Source organism: Massilia horti, from assembly GCF_004614195.1.
In the GTDB taxonomy this organism is placed as follows: Bacteria; Pseudomonadota; Gammaproteobacteria; order Burkholderiales; family Burkholderiaceae_D; genus Telluria; species Telluria horti.
The window spans coordinates 18,693-43,345 of the sequence record NZ_SPUM01000043.1; the positions used below are offsets into that span (position 1 = coordinate 18,693).

A 24,653-nucleotide genomic window follows, 5' to 3' on the forward strand; every position below is an offset into this window, starting at 1 on the left:
GTAGCACATTGAATGGCCTGCCATCGCTGAACGCGTGGGGGCGGTTGACGAATCCTCTCTTCATTTTTCCCTATCGCGACTAACCGAACCCAGCCGTAAGCTGGCAAGGATCAACGTTGGCTATTTGACCACATGCGAACATGCGGTCATGCCCTGCCCGGCGGACCTCGCCGAAACCAGTAAGCCAGTTGGATCACAAGGGTTCCCTGTGGGGAATCCCCATTCAGTGGGCATTCCAGACGCGACAAGGTTAAGCACAATGGGATTTTTGCGCACGTTTCTTGCAATCACGGTGGTTTTCGCGCACTCCCCTTGGAATGGTGGTCTGATGTTTGTCGGTGGGCAAAACGCGGTTCAGTTGTTCTACATAGTTTCCGGGTTCCTGATTGCTCATGTTATCCGCACCAATCCGGTCTACGGCGATCCGTTTAAGTTCTATCTGAATCGCGCGCTCAGGCTCTACCCGATTTACCTTGTGGTGGCAGTAATCACGCTTGGGGCGCGTGTTCTCACCTCGCCAAAATTCTTTGAGTTCTACCACGACATCCCCACTGCCGCCGCCACGATGCTGGTGTTTTCCAATCTGTTCCTGTTCGGCCAGGATTGGTTGATGTTTGCCGGCGTCAGTAATAACGAGGTTGTTTTTGCAACAGATTACCGCCAATCCGATTGCCACTTGTACACGGGGCTGCTCGTCCCGCAGGCATGGACCTTAGGTGTAGAGCTCAGCTTTTATGCGATGGCGCCTTTCATCCTAAGAAACAGAACCCTGCTGCTCTCGTTATTGGCGGCATCCCTGGCAATCAGGTGCGCCCTGATCGCGTGGGGGCCTGGAGCAAACGATCCCTGGACGTATCGGTTTTTCCCGGCAGAGCTGTCCTTGTTTCTGTTCGGCGCGTTGGCGAATCAATTCTTGCTGCCGTTCTGGAAGAAATTTTTGGCGTCGACCAAACACGACGCGCTTCCCGCATGGGCAACGGTTCTGTTGATTGCCTCGTTCGCGTCCTACTTTTTGATTCCGGTGGATGAAAACATCAAGCGGATAGCCATGTATGCGATCTTCTTGACCTTGCTGCCGCTCGCATTTCTCTATCAGAAGGCGTCAAGATTGGATAAAGCGATTGGGGAATTAGGCTACCCGATCTATATTGGCCACATGCTGGTGACGATGTCTTTTGGCGCATGGGCAGTGAAGCACGGCATCTCTGACCCGTTGGTGACCACGCTCGGCAACGTGGTCTTTTCGGTTGGCTTTGCCTATGTTTTGAACTGGTTCGTCGGTAGTCCGATGGAACGGATCAGGGAAAACATCAAGTCGACGCGGAAGGGGCAAATTCGGAGCGCCTCCACCATACGTGCCCGCCGGACCGCGAGCTCCTCGGTGCGATAGCGCGCATCGGCCAGGTCATCTGATGCGGTTGGTTGGGATCACCTGTGCCAAACCGACCAGTCGCCCGGTCGGCCAGTGCACAGGATCACCCACCGGAACGAAGAACCTCAGCTGCTCATGCTCGGCGGCTTCATCGCAGCCATCCAGCTGTCGACGAAGGCGCGTCCCATCATCTCCGCCGCTTGTTGATTGGCACCGGCTAGCCGTGAGAACGCCTGCTGCTGAACCGCCGCGGCGTTCTTGGCAAGCGCTTCGGCGCACGACTGCGAGGCGGCAACGAGTGCCTGCATTACATGCTCCTGGACTATGCGGGCCGAGCTGACCCACAGTTGCTCGGCGCTTGCGCGCATCGCTTCGCTGTATAGGGCAGCAATCTTCGACGAGGTGTCAACGAAAATATGGTTCATGTCCAGCCCAAAGACTGGCGCGTTGTTCATTTTGGTCATGGCAATTCCTAAGATTGTTTCAGGCTGGGCGTGGCACCCCTCGTGCGACGCAGCACAACTATAGGCCCAGCGCGCCTGCACACTGTTGATCTCACTACGCCCTGCCGCGACATCGGCACCCACAACCGTGCCTTGCCTCATGTTAAATTGATGGTTTGCACGAATCCGGCATTGCTTCATAGAAAAGCCGGTGTCATTAAATAACCAAGAGGACTGGATGAAATTTCGTTTGCTGATGCTGAGCGCTGCCGTCATGGCCGCCAGCGGCGCGATGGCCGCGCCACGTGGCTTGACCGTGGAGGACCTGGTCAACATGGAACGCATCGGCAGCCCGGCGGTGTCGCCGGACGCCACGCGCGTCGTGTACACGGTGCGCAGCACGGACATGTCGAAGAACCGCGGCCATACCGAACTGTGGATGGTCGACCTGCGCGCCGCCAAGCCGGTGCCGCAACGCCTGACCAGCCATAGCGCCAGCAGCAGCGATCCGGAATGGTCGCCAGGCGGCGATGCAGTGTATTTCCTGTCGAGCCGGTCCGGCTCGTCCCAGGTATGGCGCCTGCCGGTGAGCGGCGGCGAGGCGACCCGCGTCACCGACCTGCCGCTGGACGTCGAGTCGTTCCGCGTCGCACCGACCGGTGACCGCATGGCGCTGACCATGGCCGTGTTCCGCGATTGCGCGGACCTTGCATGCACCAAGTCACGCCTCGATTCGAAGGGCAAAGCAACCGGACTCGTCTACGATCGTCTGTTCGTTCGCCACTGGGATACCTGGTCCGACGGCCGCAACTCGGTGCTGTACTCGGCACCGATCGATGCGTCCGGCCAGGTGAGCGCCGCGCCGGTCAGCCTATCCGGCACGCTCGATGCGGACGTGCCGTCCAAGCCGTTCGGCGACCGCGACGAGTACCGTTTCAGCCCCGACGGCAAGAGCATCGTGTTCTCGGCCCGCATCGCGGGCAAGACCGAGGCCTGGTCAACCAACTTTGACCTGTTCACCGTCCCGGCCGCAGGTGGGGCGGCGCCGCGCAACCTGACCGCAGATAACCCCGCCTGGGACACCAAAGGCGTGTTCTCGCCGGACGGCCGCACCCTGGCCTACCTGGCGATGACGCGGCCGGGCTTCGAGGCGGACCGCTTCCAGATCGTGCTGATGGATGTGGCGAGCGGCAAGAAGCGCAACATTGCCGAGAGCTGGGACCGCTCCGCAGGCAACGTGCAATGGACCGCCGACGGCAAGACGCTGATCGTCGACGCCGAGGACATCGGCCAGCACAAGCTGTTCGCAATCGATGTTGCGAGCGGCAAGGTGGCGCCGCTGACCGACAAGGGTTCGGTCGGCGCCTTCGACGTGCGGCGCGACACGATCACCTACACCCAGGCGAACCTGGCATCAGGCGCGCAGCTGTTCAAGATGAAGCTGGGTGGCCAGCCGCAGCAGCTGACCAACCAGAACGCGGAGCGCCTGGCCGACGTGCGCTTTGGCGAGTACGAGCAGTTTTCGTTCACCGGGGCCAACGGCGACACCGTCTACGGCCACGTCATGAAACCTTGGAACGCAACGCCGGGCGCCAAGTATCCGATCGCTTTCCTGGTGCACGGCGGTCCGCAGGGCAGCTTCGGTAATAGCTGGAGCTACCGCTGGAATCCGCAGGTGTATGCCGGCGCCGGCTACGCGACCGTGTTCATCGACTTTCACGGCTCGACCGGCTACGGCCAGAAATTCACCGATTCGATCAGTGGCGACTGGGGCGGCAAGCCTTTGGTCGACTTGAAAAAGGGCCTGGCCGCGGCCGTGGCCAAGTATCCGTGGCTGGACCGCGAGAAGAGTTGCGCGCTCGGCGCGTCGTATGGTGGCTACATGATGAACTGGATCGAGGGTAACTGGTCCGACGGCTTCAAGTGCATCGTCAACCACGACGGTGTGTTCGACGCACGCGGCATGGCGTATTCGACCGAAGAACAATGGTTCACCGACTGGGAAAACGGCGGTCCGTACTTCACCGTGCCGGAGAACCATGAGCGCTTCAACCCGGTCAACTATGTGAACAACTGGAAGACGCCGATGCTGGTGATCCAGGGCGACCTGGACTTCCGCATCCCGACCGCGCAGGCGCTGTCGACCTTCACTGCCCTGCAGCGCCGTGGCATCGACAGCAAGCTGCTGGTGTTCCCGGACGAAAACCACTGGGTGCTCAAGCCAGCCAACTCGGTGCTGTGGCACCACACAGTGCTGGGCTGGCTGGATCAGCACCTGAAGCAGTAAGTCTTCTACTCATCGCACCAACCTCGCCCGCTCCCGCAGCGGGCGTTTTTTTGTGCATTTCCCCTGGCCGCCACCGCCAGCACATCTTGTTCTCACAACAATAATTTCCCCAGCTCATATTTGCAAAAGTGGTATTATGGCGCCTTTACACAGTCGCAGTGAGGGGTGCGCGGTGACGCCCTCGCGGGCGCGGTTCTTGATACCAAAGCATGAGTACGACTCCACCGCACGAGCTCAAAGCCCAGGAACTCGAATTCGAAGCAATGAATCTGCAGGTCGGCGTCCGCCTGCAATTCATCACACATCGACGCGTCAAGCCGATCCAGTACTTTTCCACGCTGATCGGTTATGTGAAAGACGAGTACATGATCGTCAAGATACCGATGGAAAATGGGGCACCGATTCCCCTGACCGAGGGGGAACGGCTGACGATCCGGGTGTTCTCGGGCGTGAACGTGTGTTCATTCGCCTGCACGGTCGAGCGTGTATTTGCCCGGCCATTGTTTTACGTGCATGTGTCGTTCCCGGGCGCGATCCAGGGCACCAGCCTGCGCGGCGCGATGCGGGTCCGGGTCGACATTCCGGTGCAGGTCAGCGCCACCGGCGGTGCACCCGTCAACGGCATTCTGGCCAACCTGTCGGTGACGGGAGCCCTGGTGCAGACGACTCATCCGCTGCCGCCCGCTGATATCGTTACGCTGCAATTCACATTGGTCGCGCCGCCTGGCAATCAGGAAGTGCGGTTACAAGTCCGGGCATCGGTACGCAACATGAACATCGTACGGCCGGACGCGCAGCAGGCCGAGGTCTACGCGTATGGCGTGCAGTTCGTCGACCTGGAGCCGGCGCACTACACCTTGCTGCAGAACCTGACCTATGAGGCGCTGCTGGCGGACCGGCAGAAGATTGTCTAGCCCGCCCGGGCCATCATGGGCAGTCGCCGATGCCGGGTTTGAAACCGCGTATTGGATCGCACGTCGTGCCGCGGTTTATCCAGGACATGTTGGCCGAATCCGCGGTGACATTGGGTTCATCGATGATGGTCAGGCCAGCTCCGTTCGCATCGGTGGCGCCGGTGGTGACGCTGATGACGCCATTGGTAATCGATTCAACGCTGACGATGTTTCCGCTGGTGGCCGGTGTCGGGATGCCGTTCGTACCGGCATTGCACCCGGTGAGGGTTCCCAGTTCCTGCCGACATAGCGCGATTGCAGTGCGGACCGAGTCGAGCTCCGCCGCCGCTCCTGCCGCCCTGGTGCGCGAGACGTAATTTGCATATTGCGGGATCGCGACCGCTGCCAGTACGCCGATGATCGCCACGACAATCATCAACTCGATCAGCGTAAAGCCGCGCTGTACCGAATGAAAGACGGTTGTTCTCTTCAAGATAACCTCGCAGGATCAGAACGGGCTTGCGGTCACGGCTGGAAAGAAAAAACCCACGCGATGCGTGGGTTTTTCTCTCCCGCGCTGCCAAACCCCACTGGAATGTGACAGAACGTTTTCTGGTAGTACCAGTCGATTATTAGCCGCCCGGGGTCGGGGTCGCGGCCGTGGTCGGGCAGTCGCCAGCGCCCGGCTTGAAGCCGCGGGCCGCGTCGGTGCAGGTGGAGCCCTCGTTGGTCCAGACCATGTTCGCGCCGTTGCCGTCTGCCGCTACGCTCGGCCTATCGATGATGGTGAGATCCTCACCGCCTGCGGTTGCGCCGGTGGTAACGGTGATGACGCCGTCGGTGATCGAGGTGACTGCCTTGATATTGCCTGTAACAGCCGGAACCGGCACGCCATTTTGGCCGCCAGAGCAACCCTCGAATTTACCCGTTTCTTGGTAGCACATCGCGATGCCGGTCTTGACCGATGCGAGTTCGGCGATAGCCCCTGCCGCCTTGGTGCGCGACATGTAGTTGGTGTACTGCGGAATTGCCACGGCGGCCAGGATACCGATAATGGCAACAACGATCATCAGTTCGATCAGGGTGAAGCCGGCTTGGGCTTTCTTAACGATTTTCATCTGTTTCATGTTCAACTCTCCGAGGTGGGGTTAAGGGTTGCGTAAAGCTTTGCTGCTGCCCTTTCCTGTATGCAAGGCCCGTGCCAGCCTGCATCTGGCCGAAATCGTTATCTCGTCGACATCAGAAGCGACAAAAATTCGCATTTTGACATTGTGCACTGACAATTTTTGTCACTTCTTGCCTCGCATTTTTTGTCAGCAGGTCCCCGTCTGTACAAAAATTGTAGGCCTGGACGGCCCACATATAAAAAAACGGGGAGCTCGCGCTCCCCGTTTTTGATTGGCGGAACTCGCCGATTACAGCATGGCCTTCAGCAGGCGAGCCATCTCCGACGGGTTCTTGGTGACCGTGATGCCGCAGGCTTCCATGATTTCCAGCTTGGCTTGCGCGGTATCAGCGCCGCCGGAGATCAGCGCGCCAGCGTGGCCCATGCGCTTGCCCGGAGGAGCGGTAACACCGGCGATGAAGCCAACCACCGGCTTCTTCATGTTGTCCTTGATCCAGTAGGCAGCGTTGGCTTCGTCCGGACCGCCGATTTCGCCGATCATGATGACGGCGTCGGTGTCAGGATCGTCGTTGAACATCTTCATCACATCGATGTGCTTCAGACCGTTGATCGGGTCGCCGCCGATGCCCACTGCCGACGACTGGCCCAGGCCCAGCGCGGTCAGCTGCGCCACGGCTTCATAGGTCAGCGTGCCCGAACGCGACACGACGCCGATGCGGCCCTTCTTGTGGATGTGACCCGGCATGATGCCGATCTTGATTTCGTCCGGCGTGATCAGGCCCGGGCAGTTCGGACCCAGCAGCAGGGTCTTGGAACCGGCCTTGGCCATGCGGTCTTTCACTTCCATCATGTCGCGGACCGGGATACCTTCGGTGATGCAGATCGCCAGGTCCAGCTCGGCTTCGACGGCTTCCCAGATCGCGGCGGCGGCGCCTGCGGGCGGCACGTAGATCACGGAAACGTTGGCGCCGGTTTCTTTCTTGGCTTCGGAAACGTTAGCGAAGATGGGGATGCCCTCGAAATCTTCGCCGGCTTTTTTCGGGTTCACGCCAGCAACGAAGCACTCGCGGCCGTTCGCGTAATCGCGGCACATGCGGGTGTGGAACTGGCCGGTCTTGCCGGTGATGCCCTGGGTGACTACTTTGGTGTCTTTGTTAATCAGAATCGACATGTTTGTTTCCTTCGCGAATTAGGCTTGTCCTGCAGCAGCGGCGACGACCTGCTTCGCTGCGTCTTCCATCGTGTCTGCGGAGATGATCGGCAGGCCGGAATCGGCCAGCATCTTCTTGCCCAGGTCTTCGTTGGTGCCCTTCATGCGCACGACCAGCGGCACGTTCAGCGACACGGCTTTCGATGCGGTGATCACGCCTTCGGCGATCACGTCGCAGCGCATGATGCCGCCGAAGATGTTCACCAGGATCGCCTTCAGGCCCGGGTTCTTCAGCATGATCTTGAATGCTTCGGTGACTTTCTCAGCCGTCGCACCGCCGCCCACGTCCAGGAAGTTGGCCGGCTCGCCGCCGAACAGCTTGATGGTGTCCATGGTGGCCATGGCCAGGCCGGCGCCGTTCACCAGGCAGCCGATGTTGCCGTCCAGCGAGATGTAAGCCAGGTCGAACTTCGATGCTTCGACTTCGGCCGGATCTTCCTCGTCCAGGTCGCGGTAGGCGACGATTTCCGGATGGCGGAACAGCGCGTTCGAGTCGAAGTTGAACTTGGCGTCCAGGGCGATGACCTTGCCGTCGCCGGTCAGGATCAGCGGGTTGATTTCGGCCAGCGATGCGTCGGTTTCCCAGTATGCCTTGTACAGGCCCTGCAGGTTGCGGCGCGCGTCTTCGATCGAGCCTTCCGGTACGCCGATCTTGCGGGCGACGTCGTCAGCTTGCGCGTCGGTCAGGCCGATGGCCGGGTCGATCACGACGTTGTGGATCTTTTCCGGGTTGGTGTGCGCGACTTCCTCGATGTCCATGCCGCCTTCCGACGAAGCCATCAGCACGACGCGCTGCGACACGCGGTCGGTGACCATCGACACGTACAGTTCCTTCTTGATGTCGGCGCCTTCCTCGATCAGCAGGCGGCGGACCTTCTGGCCTTCCGGGCCGGTCTGGTGCGTGACCAGCTGCATGCCCATGATCTGGTTCGCGTACTCGCGCACCTGCTCGAGCGACTTGGCGACCTTGACGCCGCCGCCCTTGCCGCGGCCACCTGCATGAATCTGTGCCTTGACTACCCAGACCGGGCCGCCCAGCTGTTCAGCTGCCTTGACGGCCTCTTCCACGGACATGCACGGAATGCCGCGCGGAACCGTCACTCCGAACTTTCGGAGGATCTCTTTGCCTTGATACTCATGGATTTTCATGCTGGCTTCCTTTTACTGTTACTGATTTAGAAATATCGGTTGAATAAAAAAACCGGAACAACGAATACTAACCCGACACGACCTTGGCTACCCAGCGCGGGTAGTACCTGGCCACGGCGGGTCCGTCGGAACGCAGCGCATGGCAGCGGTCCAGTTCGAAGGGCTTCTGGGCCTCGCCGCCGGCACGCGCCAGGAACTCGTCGTCGGCGAGGGCCTGGATGGCAGCGGTGGGCAAGGCTTGTGCGAGTTCGGTCAGATGGGTGCAGCCGAGTACGCCTGACAGGCGGTCTTTCAGGTGCAGCCGGAAATGGTTCATCAGCGACAGCCCGATCAGCTTCTTGTAGGCCGGGCCGATGGTTTCGCAGAAACTGGGATAGGGAACAGCATCGGACGCGGCTTCGGCGTCGACGATGACGAGCTCGCGGTTGACAGTGACGCGCAGCTTGAGGTCATGCACCGGATGGCCGCCCGGACGCATGCCGGAGGCGAGCGCGATGTCGCGCGCCTTGACGTCACGGATACAAGCGTCGAGATCCCACAGACCATCGTCACGTAAATACGCTTCGACGGTAATGGCGCGCGAATGCCGGAGCGAGCGCGGGGCGGGGGGGGACAGGGGCATAAAAACAGTTGCCGACATACGGCAGTAAATTGTGCAGCCGTGTGCTCATGCACGTTGCCGCAGCTTCTACGGCAACAACCGCTCCTGCGGCGCTGCTTAATCCGTGAAAGTTTATCACAGCGCTTGACCAGTTGCACCGCAACATGGGGGCAGCGGACTTGCAATTTTGCAACATGGGAGATTGTTGGGCGAGGGTGAAGGCGGCGGAACGCCAACTTTGGGGACGCTATGCACCGCGTGCGCACTGGTGCGCACCCTACGGTCTTTATGCAGTCCCGATGGCCCGCAATGATCGATGCGGTAGCATGTCGTTCCCCGTGCTCGGCGCCCCCCTTGTCGGGAACAGCGCTACTGGCGCGCGGCGCAAACGTTGAATAGATGCTTGCCGAAGGCGTAGGGGGCGCAGGGCCTTTGGTGCCCTGTGCGCACGCGGTACGTGTGCGTACCGGAGCCAACGGCATTCAACCGTACCGCGTGCGCACTGGTGCGCACCCTACGGCTGAACGCGTGGGCGTCGCGGTGACAGCGCCTTTTGAAACGACCTCCAAGCCAAGCGCAAGCGCGCAGCGCCATCTGCGGTGAGGAGCACGCTTGCCGCGTGCAGCAGATGACGCTCCGCGCTTGCGCCTGGCCGGCGCGTCACGACCCGTCGTCCAATGCGTCGCTCCCTTGCATCGCAACGCGCGCCGCGCGCTGCGAAAAGCCGCGCTGCAGCAGGAAGCGCATCTGCTTGGCGCGCTCGGCCGCGTCCTCGGCGACCTTGCCGAACTTGCGGTGCCACACCTGGCAGGCGCGGGCGGTTTCGGTTTCCTGCAGCTCGGTCTTCAATTCCATCAGCGCTTCGCCTTCCACGCCGTGGTTCTGCAGCTCGGCGAGCACCCGGCTATTGCCGTAGCGCCCGGCCTTCCTGTGAACCAGCGATTCGGCAAACCGCTCCTGCGACAGCCAGTTGTTCTTTTCCAAAAAATCGAGCAGGGCCTCGACGTCATCGCCCTCCTCGGCGTAGCGCGCCAGCTTGCGGCCCAGCTCGAGCCGGCTGTGCTCCCGCGTCGAGAGGTAACGCAGGGCACGCGCCTTCAGGCTCAGAGGTCGTTTCAACATGAGCATGGCCGCGTTGCGGCTCCTTGCCGTGCAACCGCACTGTCTTCGTCGCCGCGCCTTGCCCTGCTCATGTTGAAACGACCTCCAAGTTGCTGCACCGGCATGCGACCTCGATCAGGCGATTACTCGCCCGACACCGCCTTCAGGCGCGGCTTGCCGCCCTCTTCCTCGCCGCCGGCCGGCGGCAGTTCGCGCACGCCCAGGGCGGAACGGACCTTGTTCTCGATCTCGCGCGCCAGCGCCGGACGCTCCTTCAGGAAGATGCGGGCGTTGTCCTTGCCCTGGCCGATGCGCTCGCCGTTGTAGCTGTACCACGAGCCGGCTTTCTCGACGATCTTGTTGTCCACGCCCAGGTCCAGGATTTCGCCCTCGCGCGAGGTGCCCTCCCCGTACAGGATGTCGAAGTGGGCTTCCTTGAACGGCGGCGCGATCTTGTTCTTGACGACCTTGACCTTGGTTTCGTTGCCGATCACCTCGTCGCCGGACTTGATCGAGCCGGTGCGGCGGATGTCCAGGCGCACCGATGCGTAGAACTTCAGCGCGTTGCCGCCGGTGGTGGTTTCCGGGCTGCCGAACATGACCCCGATCTTCATGCGGATCTGGTTGATGAAGATGACCAGGGTGTTGGTGCGGTTGATCGAGGCGGTCAGCTTGCGCAGCGCCTGCGACATCAGGCGCGCCTGCAGGCCGGGCAGCGCATCGCCCATGTCGCCTTCGATCTCGGCGCGCGGGGTGAGCGCCGCCACCGAGTCGATGACCACCAGGTCGACGCTGCCCGAGCGCACCAGCGCATCGGTGATCTCGAGCGCCTGCTCGCCGGTGTCCGGCTGCGAGATCAGCAGTTCGGACAGGTTGATGCCCAGCTTTTGCGCATAGGTCACGTCCAGCGCGTGCTCGGCGTCGATGAAGGCGCAGGTGCCGCCCAGCTTTTGCATCTGGGCGATGGTCTGCAGGGTCAGCGTGGTCTTGCCCGACGATTCCGGGCCGTAGATTTCGACGATGCGTCCGCGCGGCAGGCCGCCCACGCCCAGCGCGATGTCCAGCCCGAGCGAGCCGGTGGAAACGGTCTGCACTTCCTCGACCGGCGCATTGGCGTCCATGCGCATGACCGATCCCTTGCCGAACTGCTTTTCGATCTGCGCCAGGGCGGCGGCCAGGGCTTTGCCCTTTTCAGTAGCGTTTACTGCAATTTTTTTGTCGTCCATAATCTTCTTTCAATCGTGAAGTGGGCAAGGGTGGCAGCCGCCGAGGCCTGCATCGTTCAGGGTCAATAGACACTACTGTATAAAAATCCAGTGTTCTTGGCAAGCGCTATGTGGGCCTATTTTCACAAGGGCTCGCATTGTTGCGAGAAATCAAACAAAATAGCTTGTGCAAAAGGATGAGCCCGGTTGCCCCATGCGAATTTTATTAGCCGAAGATGATAGCGTACTTGCCGACGGCCTGACGCGTTCGCTGCGCCAGTCCGGCTATGCGATCGACTGCGTGCGCAACGGCGAGGATGCCGATACTGTCCTGGCGACCCAGGAATTCGACCTGCTCATCCTCGACCTGGGCCTGCCGCGCCTGCCGGGGCTGGACGTGCTGCGCCGGCTGCGTGCGCGCGGCTCGCTGCTGCCGGTGCTGATCCTCACCGCCGCCGACTCGATCGAGCAGCGCGTCACTGGCCTGGACCTGGGCGCGGACGACTACATGGCCAAGCCGTTCGCGTTGTCGGAACTGGAGGCGCGGGTGCGCGCGCTCACCCGCCGCGGCGCCGGCGGCGGCCCCAGCGTGATCCGCCACGGCCCCCTGGTGTATGACCAGGTCGGCCGCAGCGCCTACATCAACGACCAGATGCTCGACCTGTCGGCGCGCGAACTGGGCCTGCTCGAAATCCTGCTGGCGCGTACCGGGCGCCTGGTGTCCAAGGAACAGCTGGTCGACCATCTGTGCGAGTGGGGCGAGGAGGTGTCGAACAACGCGATCGAGGTCTACGTGCACCGCCTGCGCAAGAAGATCGAATCGGGCGGCATCCGCATCGCCACCGTGCGCGGGCTGGGCTACTGCCTCGAAAAATGCGCCGACGCGGCGCGTCCCGACCCCGCTAGCGGCAACAAGTGAACGATCGCGACGCCGGGCTCGTAGCGCCAGAGGACCACGGCATCGATGCGCCGCCGTATGTGCCGCCCTATGTGCCGCCCAATCCGGAAGCCGAGGACGGCATCGAGCATTCGCTGTTCGGCGAGATCCTCGACTGGATGCTGGCCCCGCTGCTGCTGCTCTGGCCGATGAGCATCGCGATCACCTACCTGGTCGCCAAGTCGATCGCCAACCAGCCGTTCGACCGCGCGCTGGCGGACAGCGCGACGGTGCTGGCGCAGCAGGTCAAGGAGGTCGACGGGCATCTGGTGGCGCACCTGCCCGGCAGTGCGCGCGACATCCTGCGCGCCGACGACGTGGGCAGCGTGTTCTTCCAGGTCGTGGGCCCGGGCCGCGCCTATGTCGATGGCGACCGCGACCTGCCGCTGCCACCGGGCGATGACCTGGAGCGCGGCGGCGCGGTGCGGTTTCGCAACGACGCGCTGCACGGCACCCCGGTGCGGGTGGCCTATTCGTACGTGAACCTGGACCCGCTGGCCTCGCGCGGCAGCGAACCGCGGCTGGCCCTGGTGCAGGTCGCGGAACCGCTCGACAAGCGCGCGCAGCTGGCCAACGAGATCATCAAGGGCGTGATCCTGCCCCAGTTCATCATCCTGCCCGTGATCCTGGCGCTGGTCTGGTTTGCGCTCTCGCGCGGGCTCTCGCCGCTGGCGCAGCTGCAGGAACGCATCCGCGCGCGCCGCCCGGACGACCTGTCGCCGATCGATTCGCGCCAGGTGCCGGAGGAGATCACGCCGCTGGTCGGCTCGCTCAACGACATGCTCGAGCGCCTGTCGCAGACGATCGACATGCAAAAGCGCTTTATCGCCGACGCCGCGCACCAGATGAAAACGCCGCTGGCGGGCATGCGCACCCAGTCCGAGCTGGCGCTGCGCCAGTCCGACCCGGACGAGATCCACCGCTCGCTCGAGCAGCTGGCCAAGAGCAGCGAGTCGGCCACGCGCCTGGTCAACCAGCTGCTGGCGCTGGCGCGCGCCGAAAACCAGCCGCACGCCGGGCTGGCGTTCGAAGAGCTCGACCTGGGCCTGCTTGCCAAGGCGGGGGTGCAGGACTGGGTCCAGGCCTCGTTCGCGCAGCGCATCGACCTGGGCCTGGAGCCGCCGGACCAGACTGTGACGGTCGAGGGCAATCCGGTCATGCTGCGCGAGCTGCTGTCGAACCTGATCGACAACGCGCTGCGCTACACCCCAAGCGGCGGCAGCGTCACGGTGCGCGCACGGCGCGACGGCGAGCGGGCGCTGCTCGAGGTGGAAGACACCGGCCCCGGCATCGCGCCCACCGAGCGAACCCGCGTGTTCGAGCGCTTCTACCGCATCCTGGGCACCAGCGTGCCGGGCAGCGGGCTGGGGCTGGCGATCGTGCGCGAGATCGCGCAGCAGCACGGCGCCGAAATCGACATCTTCAACAACCCGCGCAGCCTGTCGGCCAAGCTGCCAGGCTGCCTGTTCCGGCTGACCTTTCCGCCACCCGCCCCAAGGATTACCGATGCCAGCTGAGACCATGAAGGCAAACCCTGGACCGGAGCGCCAGGCACGCCTGCTTCGCGCCGCGCGCGCGGCCCACTGGCGCGCCACGCGCCGCATGAGCGCGCTGCTGCTGGTGCTGTGGCTGGCCACCAGCTTTTGCACGGTGTTCTTCGCGCGCGAGCTGGCCGGCCTGTCCGTGTTCGGCTGGCCGCTGTCGTTCTACATGGCGGCGCAAGGCGCCTCGCTGGTCTACCTTGCCATCGTCGGCGGCTACGCCTGGCGCATGCGGCACCTGGACCGGGAGTACGCGCGCCGCATCGAGGAGGCCGCGTGAAGCCGCCCGGCGCCTACATGCGCAAGCTGACCCGCTACTACCTGTGGTACAGCGGCTGCTTCGGCCTGTTCCTGATGGCGCTCGCGATCCTGGAAAACGAAGGCATGCCGCGCCTGTGGATCGGCTACCTGTTCATGTTCGCCACCATCGCGCTGTACGCCACGATCGGGGTGATCTGCCGCACCTCGAACGTGTCCGAATACTATGTCGCCGGGCGCCGCGTGCCGGCCCTGTTCAACGGCATGGCCACCGCCGCCGACTGGATCTCGGCCGCCAGCTTCATCAGCCTGGCCGGCGGGCTTTACCTGCACGGCTTTTCGGGCCTGGCCTACATCATGGGCTGGACCGGCGGCTACTGCCTGGTGGCGCTGCTGATCGCGCCCTACCTGCGGCGTTCGGCGCAGTACACGATTCCCGACTTCCTGGCCACCCGCTACGGCGGTGGCCGGGGTGCGCGCGGCACACCGGTGCGCCTGATGGCGGTCGGCGCCACGATCATCGTCTCGTTCATCTACGTGGTGGCGCAGATCTACGCGGTCGGCCTGATCGCGTCGCGCTTTACCGGCGTCGATTTCTCGGTCGGGATCTTCCTGGGCCTGGCCAGCATTCTGGTGTGCTCCTTCCTGGGCGGCATGCGCGGCATCACCTGGACCCAGGTGGCGCAGTACATCATCATCCTGGTCGCGTTCCTGATTCCAACCATGTGGCTGTCGGCCAAGCACGCGGGCAACGCGCTGCCCCAGGTCGCCTACGGCTCGGTGCTGCCCAAGCTGGCCAAGCGCGAAGCCCTGCTCGCGCTCGACCCGCGCGAGCACGAAGTGCGCGCCAGCTTCCAGCGCAAGGCCGACGAATTCGACGCGCTCCTGTCCACCCTGCCCCAATCGTGGGAGCAGGGCAAGGCGAAGGCGCAGCGCCAGCTTGACGCGGCGCGCAAGCGCAACGCGTCGCTGGTCGAGATCAGGAGCGCCGAACGCGCGCTGGTCGCCTACCCCAAGAACGCGGACGAGGCGGAGCACCTGTGGCGCGAGCAGCGCGCGGCCAACCTCGCGCGCGCACGGCCGCCCGAGCCGCATGCGCAGCCGTTCCCCGGCGCGACCTTTGATGAGTCCGACATCAAGCGCAACAACTTCCTGGCGCTGGTGTTCTGCCTGATGATCGGCACCGCCGCCCTGCCCCACATTCTGATGCGCGACTACACCACGCCTTCGGTGCACGAGACGCGGGTGTCGGTGTTCTGGGCGCTGTTCTTCATCCTGCTGATCTACCTGACCATTCCGGCGCTGGCGGTGCTGGCCAAGTACGACATCTACACCTACCTGGTCGGCAGCGACTTCGCGCACCTGCCGACCTGGATCTCGTACTGGGCCAACGTGGACAAGGTCAATCCCCTGATCAGCGTCACCGACGTGAACGGCGACGGCATCGTGCAACTGGCCGAGATCGCGATCGACGGCGACGTGCTGGTGCTGGCCACGCCCGAGATCGGCGGCCTGCCGTATGTGATTTCCGGCCTGGTGGCAGCCGGCGGCCTGGCAGCCGCGCTGTCGACCGCCGACGGACTGCTGCTGGCGATTTCGAACGCGCTTTCGCACGACATCTATTACAAGGTGGTCGACCCGGTCGCCTCGAGTCAGAAGCGGGTCACGATTTCCAAGCTGCTGCTGCTGGCGGTCGCCTTCATCGCGGCCTACGCGGCCTCGCAAAAGCCGGCCGACATCCTGTCGCTGGTGGGCGCCGCGTTCTCGCTGGCCGCATCGACGCTGTTCCCGCCGCTGGTGATGGGCGTGTTCTGGAAGCGCGCCAATCATGTCGGCGCGATCGCGGGCATGGTGGCCGGCTTTCTGGTGTGCCTGTTCTACATGCTGCACACCAACCCGATCCTCGGCGGCAGCCTGAGCGCCGCCTGGTTCCACATCGCGCCGATCTCGGCCGGCGTATTCGGGGTGCCGGCCGGCATCGCCGTGCTGGTCGTCGCCAGCCTGCTCTCCGCCCCACCGGCGCGCGCCAGCGACGCCCTGGTCGACTACCTGCGTGCGCCGGAATGATTTCCCTTGAGCAAAACGTTGGGTAAACTAAAAGGATAATTTTCGAAAAGGGATGACAATGCCGTCAAGCCGTTTTATGCCAATCGCAGGTCTGCTCGCCGCCCTTCTGGCCGGCCCGGCCATTTCGCTCGCGGCACCCGCAACGCCGTTACCGCCGATCGAAAGCTTCTTCGAGCGCCCGGCCTTTGGCGGCGCTATTCTCTCACCCAGTGCACGTTATCTTGCCGCGCGTACCGGCCAGCCGGGCGGGCACGATTACCTGGTCGTCATCGATCTGGTGGCCAACGAAGGCAAGAAAGTGGCCGGGTTCAAAGACGCCGACATCGGAGACTTCCAGTGGGTCAACGACGATCGCCTGGTATTCAACGCGACCGACAAGACCCTGCCACCGGGCCACGTCGACGTTGCGCCAGGTCTGTATGCGGTGGGCCGCGACGGCAAAGGCTTTGTGCAACTGGCCCAACGGACCGGCCAGTCCTTCGTGTCGGCGCGGCCAACAGTCGGCCAGCGCGAGCTACTCCCCTGGCATACTTTCATGCTCCACCAGAGCGGCGCACAGGATTCCGAATCGATCTATGTGAGAAGCCCCCAGTACGATGACCGGGGCGAACTGCGCTATGTGGACCTGCTGTCCCTGAACACGGTGACCGGGCGTGCGCAGAAAGTCCCGCGCCCTGGCGCCGTATATGCATGGCTGCTCGACCACAAGGGCGAGCCACGCATCGCCATGACGCATGAAAAAGATATCACGACCGTGTTCTATCGCGACCCGGCCAACGCCGAATGGCGCAAGCTGGTCAGCTACCAGGACTACAGCGAATCGGACGAGGGTTTCGCCCCGCTGGGCTTCGCGCCGGACGGCCGGCTGTTCGTGGTCGCACACAATGGCAAGGACACCACCGCGGTTCACACTTTCAACTTCACCACCAACAAAATCGACCCCGAGCCAGTGGTCGCCGCCGCCGGTTATGACTTCGCCGGCAGCCTGGTGACGGACAGCCGCAAGCTGCTGGGCGTGCATTACCAGACCGACGCCGCGTCGAGCATCTGGTTCGATCCGGACATGAAAGCCCTCCAGCAGGCGGTCGACAAGGCGCTGCCCGGAACGATCAACATGATTTCAGTGGCCGCACGCGCGCAGCAGCCGTGGGTGCTGGTGCGCTCGTTTTCCGACGTGACTCCGTCAACCTACGTGCTGTTTAATGCCAAAACCAACGCCCTCAACTTGGTGGGCAGCAGCCACCCCGCAATCGACAGCCGCCAGATGGGCCAACAAGACGCCGTACGCTACAAGGCTCGCGACGGGCTTGAGATTCCTGCCCTGCTCACCTTGCCAAAGGGCGGCGGCAAGAACCTGCCGCTGGTGGTGTTGGTGCACGGCGGCCCGTGGGTACGCGGGGAGACCTGGGGCTGGAGCTCACAATCACAGTTTCTCGCCTCGCGCGGGTACGCGGTGCTTGAGCCGGAATTCCGCGGCAGCACCGGCTTTGGCTGGAGCCACTTCAAGGCCAGCTTCAAGCAATGGGGACTGGCGATGCAGGACGACTTGGCCGACGCTGCGCGCTGGGCCATTGCGCAAGGCGTGGCCGACCCCAAGCGCATCTGCATCGCCGGCGCCAGCTACGGCGGCTATGCGACGCTGATGGGGCTGATCAAGGACCCGGACCTGTTCAAGTGCGGCGTCGACTGGGTGGGGGTCACCGACATCAACCTGATGTACAACGACACCTGGTACTCGCACTCTGATGCCACGGACGACTGGAAGAAATACGGGATGCCCAGGCTGATCGGCGACCAGGTCAAGGATGCGGCGCAGCTCAAGGCCACCTCGCCTCTTGAGCAGGCGTCGCGCATCAAGCAGCCGGTCCTGCTGGCCTACGGTGGGGTCGACCGGCGGGTGCCGATCTTCCACGGACGCAAGTTCTACGATGCGATTAAGGAAACCAACAAGCAGGTCGAATGGATCGAATATCCGCAGGAAGGGCACGGCTGGTCGCTGGCGAAGAACAACATCGACTTCTGGACCCGCGTCGAAAACTTCTTGGACAAGAACATCGGCAAGGGCGCGGGTCAGGAGTAAGCTGACCGGCGGATCGTCCGTAGCTCATCAATAGAGCAGCAGACGTGTTCCAAGGGATATAAAAACTGGTTTTCTAAAATTCGCCGCCGGGCGGCGACACTGACAATAAAAGGAAAAACATGCAGTTCCCCTTCCGAGCATTGAGCAGAAAAATCCTGCTGGCCCTGGCCCTGTCGCCGTCCGGCGCCGTACTGGCCCAAGCGCCGGCGGTTCCTGCGCCGCCGCCGGTCGAAGCCTTCTTCGGCGCATCTGCTTATGGCGGGGCGGCGATTTCGCCCAGCGGCAGATACCTGGCTGTCAAATCGGGCGCGAAGGGCCGGCATGATTTCCTGGTCGTGATCGACCTGCAGACCAACACCGGCAAGGGCGTAGCCGAGTTCAACGACGCCGACATCGGCACCTTCCGCTGGGTGAACGATGAGCGCCTGGTATTCGATCTGCACGACAAGTCCGTCGGCCAGGGCAATGTACGCCACGCACCGGGCATGTTCGCAGTGAACCGCGACGGCAGCCAATTCGTGCAACTGGTGGACCGCTACGGTTCGTGGGTCAACAGCGGGACGACCGGCACCCGCACCGCCCGCAAGCTCCTGCCCTGGAACCACTACTTGCTCGCGCAGCGCGGCGCGCAGGACTCGGAATACATCTACGTTGCCAATCCTGAATGGACCGAGACCGAACGCGTGCGCCACGTGAACCTGGTGCGCCTGAACACGCTCACGGGGCAGACCACCAAGGTACCGCGCCCGGGCAGCGTCCAGAGCTGGATCCTGGATAACAAAGGCGAGCCGCGCCTCGCGGCAGGCACCGAGAAGGACCTGACGACGATCTACTACCGCGACCCGGCCAACGACATCTGGCGCACGCTGATCAGCTACACCCCCTACAGCCACGGCCAGGACGACATCATCCCGCTCGGCTTTGGCCCGGACGGCACGCTGTACGTGATTGCGCGGGCCGGCGGCAAGGACACGAGCTCGGTCCACACCTTCAATCTCGCCACCGGCAAGGTCAATCCGGAACCGCTGATCTCGACCGCCGGTTACGATTTCGTCGGCGGCCTCATTACAACCAGGGACAAGTTGCTCGGCGTTCAATTTGTAACGGATGCCGAAGCGGACGAGTGGGTCGACCCGGAGATGAAGGCGATCCAGGCGACGGTCGACAAACTGCTCCCCGCCACCGTCAACTTGCTCGCCGTCGCTGCGCGTTCCGAGACCCCCTGGGTGGCGGTGCGTTCGTACGCGGATGCGATTCCCCCTACCTACTGGCTGTACAACAAGGATACCAAGCTGATCAGCAAGGTCGGCGATTCCCGCCCCGCCATCGATCCCAAGCAGATGGGACGTCAGCAGGCAATCCGCTACAAGGCCAGAGACGGCCTGGACATCCCGGCGCTCTTGACCCTGCCGCCTGGCGGCAAGCGCACTGGCCTGCCGCTGGTGGTGATGGTGCACGGCGGCCCGTGGGTGCGCGGCGCGTCATGGAGCTGGCATCCGGAGACGCAATTCCTGGCCACGCGCGGCTATGCCGTGTTGGAACCTGAGTTCCGCGGCAGCACGGGCTTTGGCGCCAAACACTTCCTGGCCGGCTGGAAGCAATGGGGCCTGGCGATGCAAAACGACGTCGCCGACGGAACGCGCTACCTGATTGACAAGGGCATCGTCGATCCGAAGCGGATTTGCATCGCAGGCGCCAGCTATGGCGGCTATGCGACGCTGATGGGCCTGGTCAACGACCCCGACCTGTTCAAGTGCGGCATCAACTGGGTGGGCGTCACCGACATCAACCTGATGTACAACGGCAGCTGGACCCAGGAATCGGACTTGACGGACGAATGGAAGCAGTACGGCATGCCCGACATGATCGGCGACCAGGTCAAGGACGCCGCGCAGCTCAAGGCCACCTCGCCGATCGAGCAGGCTGCCCGCATCACGCAGCCGGTGCTGCTGGCCTATGGCGGCGTTGACAAGCGCGTACCGCTCTACCACGGCAAGAAGTTCTATGATGCCGTCACCAAGGCCAACAAGAACGTCGAGTGGATCGAGTATCCTGAGGAAGGCCACGGCTGGCGACTGGCGAAGAACAACATCGACTTCTGGACGCGGGTCGAAAAATTCTTGGACAAGAACATCGGCAAGGGCGCGGTTCAGGAGTAAGCGAAGGCCGCGCTCAGCCTCCGATGGCGATGAAATTCTCCTCGACATCGGCGCACGTGGCCTTGAGCTGCCCGTCGAGCGCCTTTGCTTGCTCGGGCTGCGCGTGCGCCCGATGCCAATTCCCCATCGCCGACAGGGCTTCGCAGCGTCGCATCTTGCCGCCTTTGCGGTCGTCCGCCGCTTGCGCCAGGAGCTTGTCAGACGAAAGCTTGCCGAGATAGAACTCGGCGATCGGCTTCGGCCATTCATCGCTATCGCTACGCGAGAAGGTGGCGGCCAGTTCCGACTTCGCCAGTTCGGCCTGGCCGCTACGCACGCGAGCGATGTACAGCCACAGGGCGCCGTCGCGTTCGGCTGGCAGCTTGTCGAGTGCGACGCGCAGGCGGGTCGCAGCCCTGGCGAAGTCACCGCGCACCAAAAGGTCGCGTCCGGTGTACAGGTTGGCGTACGCGCTACCGCCCGCTGCAGCCTTTTCCAGCCAGCTGGCGGCGCGCGCCTCGTCGCGCGGCACCACATTGCCGCTTGCGTAAATGTTGGCCAGCACCAGCTGGGCATCGGCGTTGCCGCTTTCCGCCTCGGCCTCGATCCATGGTTCGAGCTTGCGCCGCTGCCCAAACGGTTCGCCGCCGACATACGAGAAATACAGCTTGTTCTGGCTCATCGCGAACAACAGGCGGTGGGCGCGCAGGAAGTCGGCGCCGAGCGTGACGTCTGCGCCATCCATGCCTGAGTTTTCCACCGCCATTTCCGCATTCTCGACGGTTTCCTCTCCGATCTGAAAGGTCTTGACCGTCGCGAACCAGCGCGAGGTCGTGTAGCGGCCGATACCGGCCAAATCTGAAGCGCGAGCGCCGGGGGTGTCGAACGCGATCCCGGCGCGCTTGGCCCCGTCGCTACTGATCGTACTGACGGCGGCCCCACTGTCGATCATGGCCTCCATCTCCTTCCCGTTGATGCGGACGAAGAAATGCGGATTTCTTTGTTCCTGGTCATGCCGCCGGAGCGGGACATGGTGCACGTTCTCGCTCCAATAGCCGAGATTGGTGTTCCCGCAGTTTTCGGGGACAAAAAACGTCAATTGCTTGGTCGCCAGCGACATTTCCAGGTCAGTCTGCAACAGGAAGGGCGCACCAAGAATGGCATCGAAAGAGGGGGTCTGACCGAAACTGACCAGCACCGGCATATTGCTGCGGCCCGCCCGGACGGGGCCGACGATGAATTCGTCGACGTTGGTTGCGAACAGCGCACTTATGCCGCCGACGCCCATTGCGCGGCTGCCGGTAGGGCGCAGCCTGAGGCCGCGCCGCTCGGCGCCAGTGCGCGTCAGGGCGGTCAGTGAGGAGCCCGTGTCAACCAGCAGCTCGGCCGGAGTGCCGTTGATGCTGCCTTCGGTCGTGATTTCCAGCCCGGGGCCGCTGTACCGAAGGGGCAATTTTCCTACGGCCATGTAGCTGCATTTGGCCGGTTCAGCGGCGGCATGGGCGAAGGGCGCGAGGGCGCAGGTCACGCCCAGGGTCAGGCGCATGGCGGCGCCGCAAAGGATAGTTTTCATAAATAAATACTACAAGAAAAGTTTTGTTTATTACATTAATTTAACATCACTCTCCGCCAAATGTTGCAATTTTGAACAAGATATAAAAAAAACGGGATGGACGGCATATCGGCAAGGGCGCGGTTAAGGAGTAAGCTTGGGTCGGGGTCATCCGTAACTCATCCGGGAGGCGTACATGTCGTCGGGCAAGATTCTGGTAGCACAGGGAGGCGGACCGACCGCCGTCATCAACCAGTCGATGGTCGGCGTGGCGCTGGAGGCGCGCCGCTTCCAGAACGTGACGCGCATTTACGGCGCGCTGCACGGCGTGCGCGGCATCGTCAACGAAGACTTCCTCGACCTGACCCAGGAGACCAGCCACAACCTCGAGCTGGTCGCCGCCACGCCCTCCTCCGCGCTCGGCTCCACGCGCGACAAGCCGGACATGGCCTACTGCCGCAGCATCTTCGACGTGTTGCGCGCGCACGAGATCGAGCACTTCTTCTACATCGGCGGCAACGACTCGGCCGACACCGTGCGCATCGTCAGCGAACAGGCCCGGCAGGCCGGCTACCCGCTGCGCTGCATCCACATCCCCAAGACCATCGACAACGACCTGGTCGGCAACGACCACACGCCCGGCTTTCCGTCGGCGGCGCGCTTCGTGGCGCAAGCCTTCGCCGGCGCCAACCTCGACAACGCGGCGCTGCCTGGGGTCTATGTCGGCGTGGTGATGGGGCGACACGCCGGGTTCCTCACCGCCGCGTCCGCGTTGGGCAAGAAGTTTCCGGATGACGGCCCGCACCTGATCTACCTGCCCGAGCGCACCTTCGAGCTGGAGCGCTTCCTGGCCGATGTGAAGGCGACCTACGAGCGCCATGGCCGCTGCGTGATCGCGGTGTCGGAAGGCATCCACGATGCCTCGGGCCAGCCGGTGGCCACCTTGCTGGCCAAGGAGATCGAGCGCGACCAGCACGGCAACGTGCAGCTGTCGGGCACCGGCGCGCTGGCCGACCTGCTGTGCGACGAGATCAAGGGCAAGCTCGGCATCAAGCGGGTGCGCGGGGACACCTTCGGCTATCTGCAGCGCTCGTTCATCGGCTGCGTGTCCGACGTCGACCAGCGCGAGGCGCGCGAAGTGGGCGAAAAGGCGGTGCAGTTCGCGATGTGGGGCGACCGCGACGGCTCGGTGGCCATCAAGCGCACCGGCTTTTACTCGGTCGACTACGAACTGATGCCGCTCGACCAGGTGGCCGGCAAGACGCGCACGATGGAGGACGAGTTCATCAGCGAAAGCGGCACCGACGTGACCGACGCGTTCCGGCTGTACCTGCGCCCGCTGCTCGGTTCGGGTATGCCGGATGCATTCCGGCTGCGCGGGGTGGCGGTGCAGAAGGTGCTTAAGCGCTGACGTATCCGGCAAGCGGTTCCGGCCGTAGGGTGCGCACCTGTGCGCACGCGGTTCGCGAAAGGTTCGTAGCGAAACGGCAGCCGCAAGTCAGCATGCGGTGACCGCGTGCGCACCGGTCCTCGCCGGCCGCGCGCCCCCTACGGGTCATGCACTGCGGCTTTTCAAAACAAAACGGGCGCCCCGAGAGGCGCCCGTTTTGCCGATGACGAAGTCGATTACTGCACGATCGTCTGCGCCTCGCCTTCCTTGCGCGCGCGGATTTCGCCAATGCGGTACACGGTCTCGCCGGCCGCCTGCAGCTGGGCGAATGCCGCGTCCGCGTTTTCCTTGGACACGATCACGGTCATGCCAATGCCACAGTTGAATACGCGATGCATCTCGGCGTCCGCCACGCCACCATGCTGCTGCAGCCACTGGAACAGCGGCGGCAGCGGCCACGACTTCGCATCGAGCACGGCGGTCAGGTTATCGCCCAGCACGCGCGGGATGTTCTCGACCAGGCCGCCGCCGGTGATGTGCACCAGGCCCTTCACTTCCATCGATTGCATCAGCGCCAGCAGCGGCTTGACATAGATGCGGGTCGGCGCCATCAGCACGTCTGCCAGCTTGCGGCCATGGAAGTCGGCGTTCAGGTCCGGCTTGGCCACTTCGATGATCTTGCGTACCAGCGAGTAGCCGTTCGAATGCGCGCCCGACGACGCCAGGCCCAGCACCACGTCGCCCGGCGCAATCTTGCTGCCGTCGATGATCTGCGACTTCTCGACCGCGCCGACGGCAAAGCCGGCCAGGTCGTATTCGCCGTCCGGGTACATGCTCGGCATCTCGGCGGTCTCGCCGCCGATCAGCGCGCAGCCGGCCTGTTCACAGCCGGCGGCGATGCCCTTGACCACGTCGGTCGCGGTCGGCACGTCGAGCTTGCCGCAGGCGAAGTAGTCGAGGAAGAACAGCGGCTCGGCGCCCTGCACCAGGATGTCGTTGACGCTCATCGCCACCAGGTCGATGCCGACCGTGTCGTGGCGGTTCAGCTCGAACGCCAGCTTGAGCTTGGTGCCCACGCCGTCCGTACCGGACACCAGCACCGGTTCCTTGTACTTCTTGCTGATCTCAAACAGCGCGCCAAAGCCGCCGATGCCGCCCAGCACGCCTTCGCGCATCGTGCGCTTGGCGAACGGCTTGATCGCTTCGACCAGGGCGTCGCCGGCGTCGATATCGACCCCGGCATCGCGGTAGGAAAGGGAAACATTGGATGGTTGGCTCATGGTATTTGGCAGCGGAGGCGGTA

At 63.4% G+C, this 24,653-nt stretch carries 20 protein-coding genes; 10 read left to right on the forward strand and 10 right to left on the reverse strand.

Translation table 11 applies throughout. The annotated features are described in order from the left end of the window. Positions 1 to 259 precede the first annotated feature (259 nt). On the forward strand, positions 260 to 1,390 hold the full coding sequence (locus tag E4O92_RS07240) for an acyltransferase family protein (RefSeq protein ID WP_135189090.1): 1,131 nt from the start codon (positions 260 to 262) through the stop codon (positions 1,388 to 1,390). A gap of 107 nt (positions 1,391 to 1,497) precedes the next feature. On the opposite strand, the gene E4O92_RS07245 is transcribed toward E4O92_RS07240, so the two are convergent. Further along, on the reverse strand, positions 1,498 to 2,091 hold the full coding sequence (locus tag E4O92_RS07245) for a hypothetical protein (RefSeq protein WP_135189091.1): 594 nt from the start codon (positions 2,089 to 2,091) through the stop codon (positions 1,498 to 1,500). On the opposite strand from E4O92_RS07245, the gene E4O92_RS07250 reads away from it, so the two are divergent. After that, the gene (locus E4O92_RS07250; protein ID WP_135189092.1) at positions 2,054 to 4,102 is read left to right on the forward strand and encodes a S9 family peptidase; all 2,049 of its coding nucleotides are present in this window, start codon (positions 2,054 to 2,056) and stop codon (positions 4,100 to 4,102) included. The two genes, E4O92_RS07245 and E4O92_RS07250, sit on opposite strands and share 38 nt — an antisense overlap. A gap of 209 nt (positions 4,103 to 4,311) precedes the next feature. Beyond that, positions 4,312 to 5,016, forward strand: coding sequence for a flagellar brake protein (locus E4O92_RS07255; protein ID WP_135189093.1), 705 nt, complete (start codon positions 4,312 to 4,314; stop codon positions 5,014 to 5,016). A gap of 13 nt (positions 5,017 to 5,029) precedes the next feature. Here E4O92_RS07255 and E4O92_RS07260 read toward each other — a convergent pair whose 3' ends face one another. The 7 genes from E4O92_RS07260 to recA form a co-directional block, all read right to left on the reverse strand. After that, positions 5,030 to 5,488, reverse strand: a complete 459-nt coding sequence (locus E4O92_RS07260; RefSeq protein ID WP_307721744.1) for a pilin — start codon at positions 5,486 to 5,488, stop codon at positions 5,030 to 5,032. A gap of 139 nt (positions 5,489 to 5,627) precedes the next feature. Then, positions 5,628 to 6,113, reverse strand: a complete 486-nt coding sequence (locus E4O92_RS25320) for a pilin (protein ID WP_267873782.1) — start codon at positions 6,111 to 6,113, stop codon at positions 5,628 to 5,630. A gap of 297 nt (positions 6,114 to 6,410) precedes the next feature. After that, positions 6,411 to 7,292, reverse strand: coding sequence for a succinate--CoA ligase subunit alpha (gene sucD / locus E4O92_RS07270; RefSeq protein ID WP_135189095.1), 882 nt, complete (start codon positions 7,290 to 7,292; stop codon positions 6,411 to 6,413). An 18-nt stretch (positions 7,293 to 7,310) separates the two neighbouring features. Beyond that, positions 7,311 to 8,480 (reverse strand): ADP-forming succinate--CoA ligase subunit beta, encoded by a 1,170-nt coding sequence (gene sucC, locus E4O92_RS07275; protein ID WP_135189096.1) that lies wholly within the window; start codon positions 8,478 to 8,480, stop codon positions 7,311 to 7,313. Positions 8,481 to 8,547: 67 nt separating this feature from the next. Next, complete coding sequence (locus E4O92_RS07280; protein WP_135189097.1) at positions 8,548 to 9,102, reverse strand: DUF2889 domain-containing protein; 555 nt, start codon at positions 9,100 to 9,102, stop codon at positions 8,548 to 8,550. Between the two features lie 639 nt (positions 9,103 to 9,741). After that, a complete protein-coding gene (gene recX / locus E4O92_RS07285; RefSeq protein WP_135189098.1) occupies positions 9,742 to 10,203 on the reverse strand; it encodes a recombination regulator RecX in 462 nt (153 codons plus the stop codon). Positions 10,204 to 10,325: 122 nt separating this feature from the next. Continuing rightward, positions 10,326 to 11,408 carry a recombinase RecA gene (gene recA, locus E4O92_RS07290; RefSeq protein WP_135189099.1) on the reverse strand — a complete coding sequence of 361 codons (1,083 nt, stop codon included), beginning with the start codon at positions 11,406 to 11,408 and terminating at the stop codon, positions 10,326 to 10,328. Positions 11,409 to 11,601: 193 nt separating this feature from the next. Here recA and E4O92_RS07295 point away from each other — a divergent pair, with 193 nt between their 5' ends. The 6 genes from E4O92_RS07295 (at position 11,602) to E4O92_RS07320 (ending at position 20,429) form a co-directional block, all read left to right on the forward strand. Beyond that, on the forward strand, positions 11,602 to 12,306 hold the full coding sequence (locus E4O92_RS07295) for a response regulator (protein ID WP_135189100.1): 705 nt from the start codon (positions 11,602 to 11,604) through the stop codon (positions 12,304 to 12,306). Beyond that, a complete protein-coding gene (locus tag E4O92_RS07300) occupies positions 12,303 to 13,841 on the forward strand; it encodes a sensor histidine kinase (protein WP_370659995.1) in 1,539 nt (512 codons plus the stop codon). Before E4O92_RS07295 ends, E4O92_RS07300 begins: the two co-directional genes overlap by 4 nt. A 4-nt stretch (positions 13,842 to 13,845) precedes the next feature. Next, a complete protein-coding gene (locus E4O92_RS07305) occupies positions 13,846 to 14,145 on the forward strand; it encodes a DUF4212 domain-containing protein (protein WP_135189119.1) in 300 nt (99 codons plus the stop codon). A gap of 17 nt (positions 14,146 to 14,162) precedes the next feature. Beyond that, positions 14,163 to 16,190 carry a sodium:solute symporter family protein gene (locus E4O92_RS07310; RefSeq protein ID WP_135189120.1) on the forward strand — a complete coding sequence of 676 codons (2,028 nt, stop codon included), beginning with the start codon at positions 14,163 to 14,165 and terminating at the stop codon, positions 16,188 to 16,190. Positions 16,191 to 16,266: 76 nt separating this feature from the next. Next, positions 16,267 to 18,270: an alpha/beta hydrolase family protein gene (locus E4O92_RS07315; protein ID WP_229483122.1), complete on the forward strand. Its 2,004-nt coding sequence runs from the start codon at positions 16,267 to 16,269 to the stop codon at positions 18,268 to 18,270. Between the two features lie 119 nt (positions 18,271 to 18,389). Continuing rightward, complete coding sequence (locus tag E4O92_RS07320) at positions 18,390 to 20,429, forward strand: alpha/beta hydrolase family protein (protein ID WP_135189102.1); 2,040 nt, start codon at positions 18,390 to 18,392, stop codon at positions 20,427 to 20,429. A 13-nt stretch (positions 20,430 to 20,442) separates the two neighbouring features. Here the strand turns inward: E4O92_RS07320 and E4O92_RS07325 are convergent, their stop codons facing one another. After that, positions 20,443 to 21,954, reverse strand: coding sequence for a retroviral-like aspartic protease family protein (locus E4O92_RS07325; protein ID WP_167759725.1), 1,512 nt, complete (start codon positions 21,952 to 21,954; stop codon positions 20,443 to 20,445). A 202-nt stretch (positions 21,955 to 22,156) separates the two neighbouring features. Between E4O92_RS07325 and E4O92_RS07330 the strand changes: the two genes are divergently transcribed. After that, positions 22,157 to 23,371: a 6-phosphofructokinase gene (locus E4O92_RS07330; RefSeq protein WP_135189104.1), complete on the forward strand. Its 1,215-nt coding sequence runs from the start codon at positions 22,157 to 22,159 to the stop codon at positions 23,369 to 23,371. A 215-nt stretch (positions 23,372 to 23,586) separates the two neighbouring features. Here E4O92_RS07330 and purM read toward each other — a convergent pair whose 3' ends face one another. Continuing rightward, complete coding sequence (gene purM / locus E4O92_RS07335; RefSeq protein WP_135189105.1) at positions 23,587 to 24,630, reverse strand: phosphoribosylformylglycinamidine cyclo-ligase; 1,044 nt, start codon at positions 24,628 to 24,630, stop codon at positions 23,587 to 23,589. Between the last annotated feature and the right edge of the window lie 23 nt (positions 24,631 to 24,653).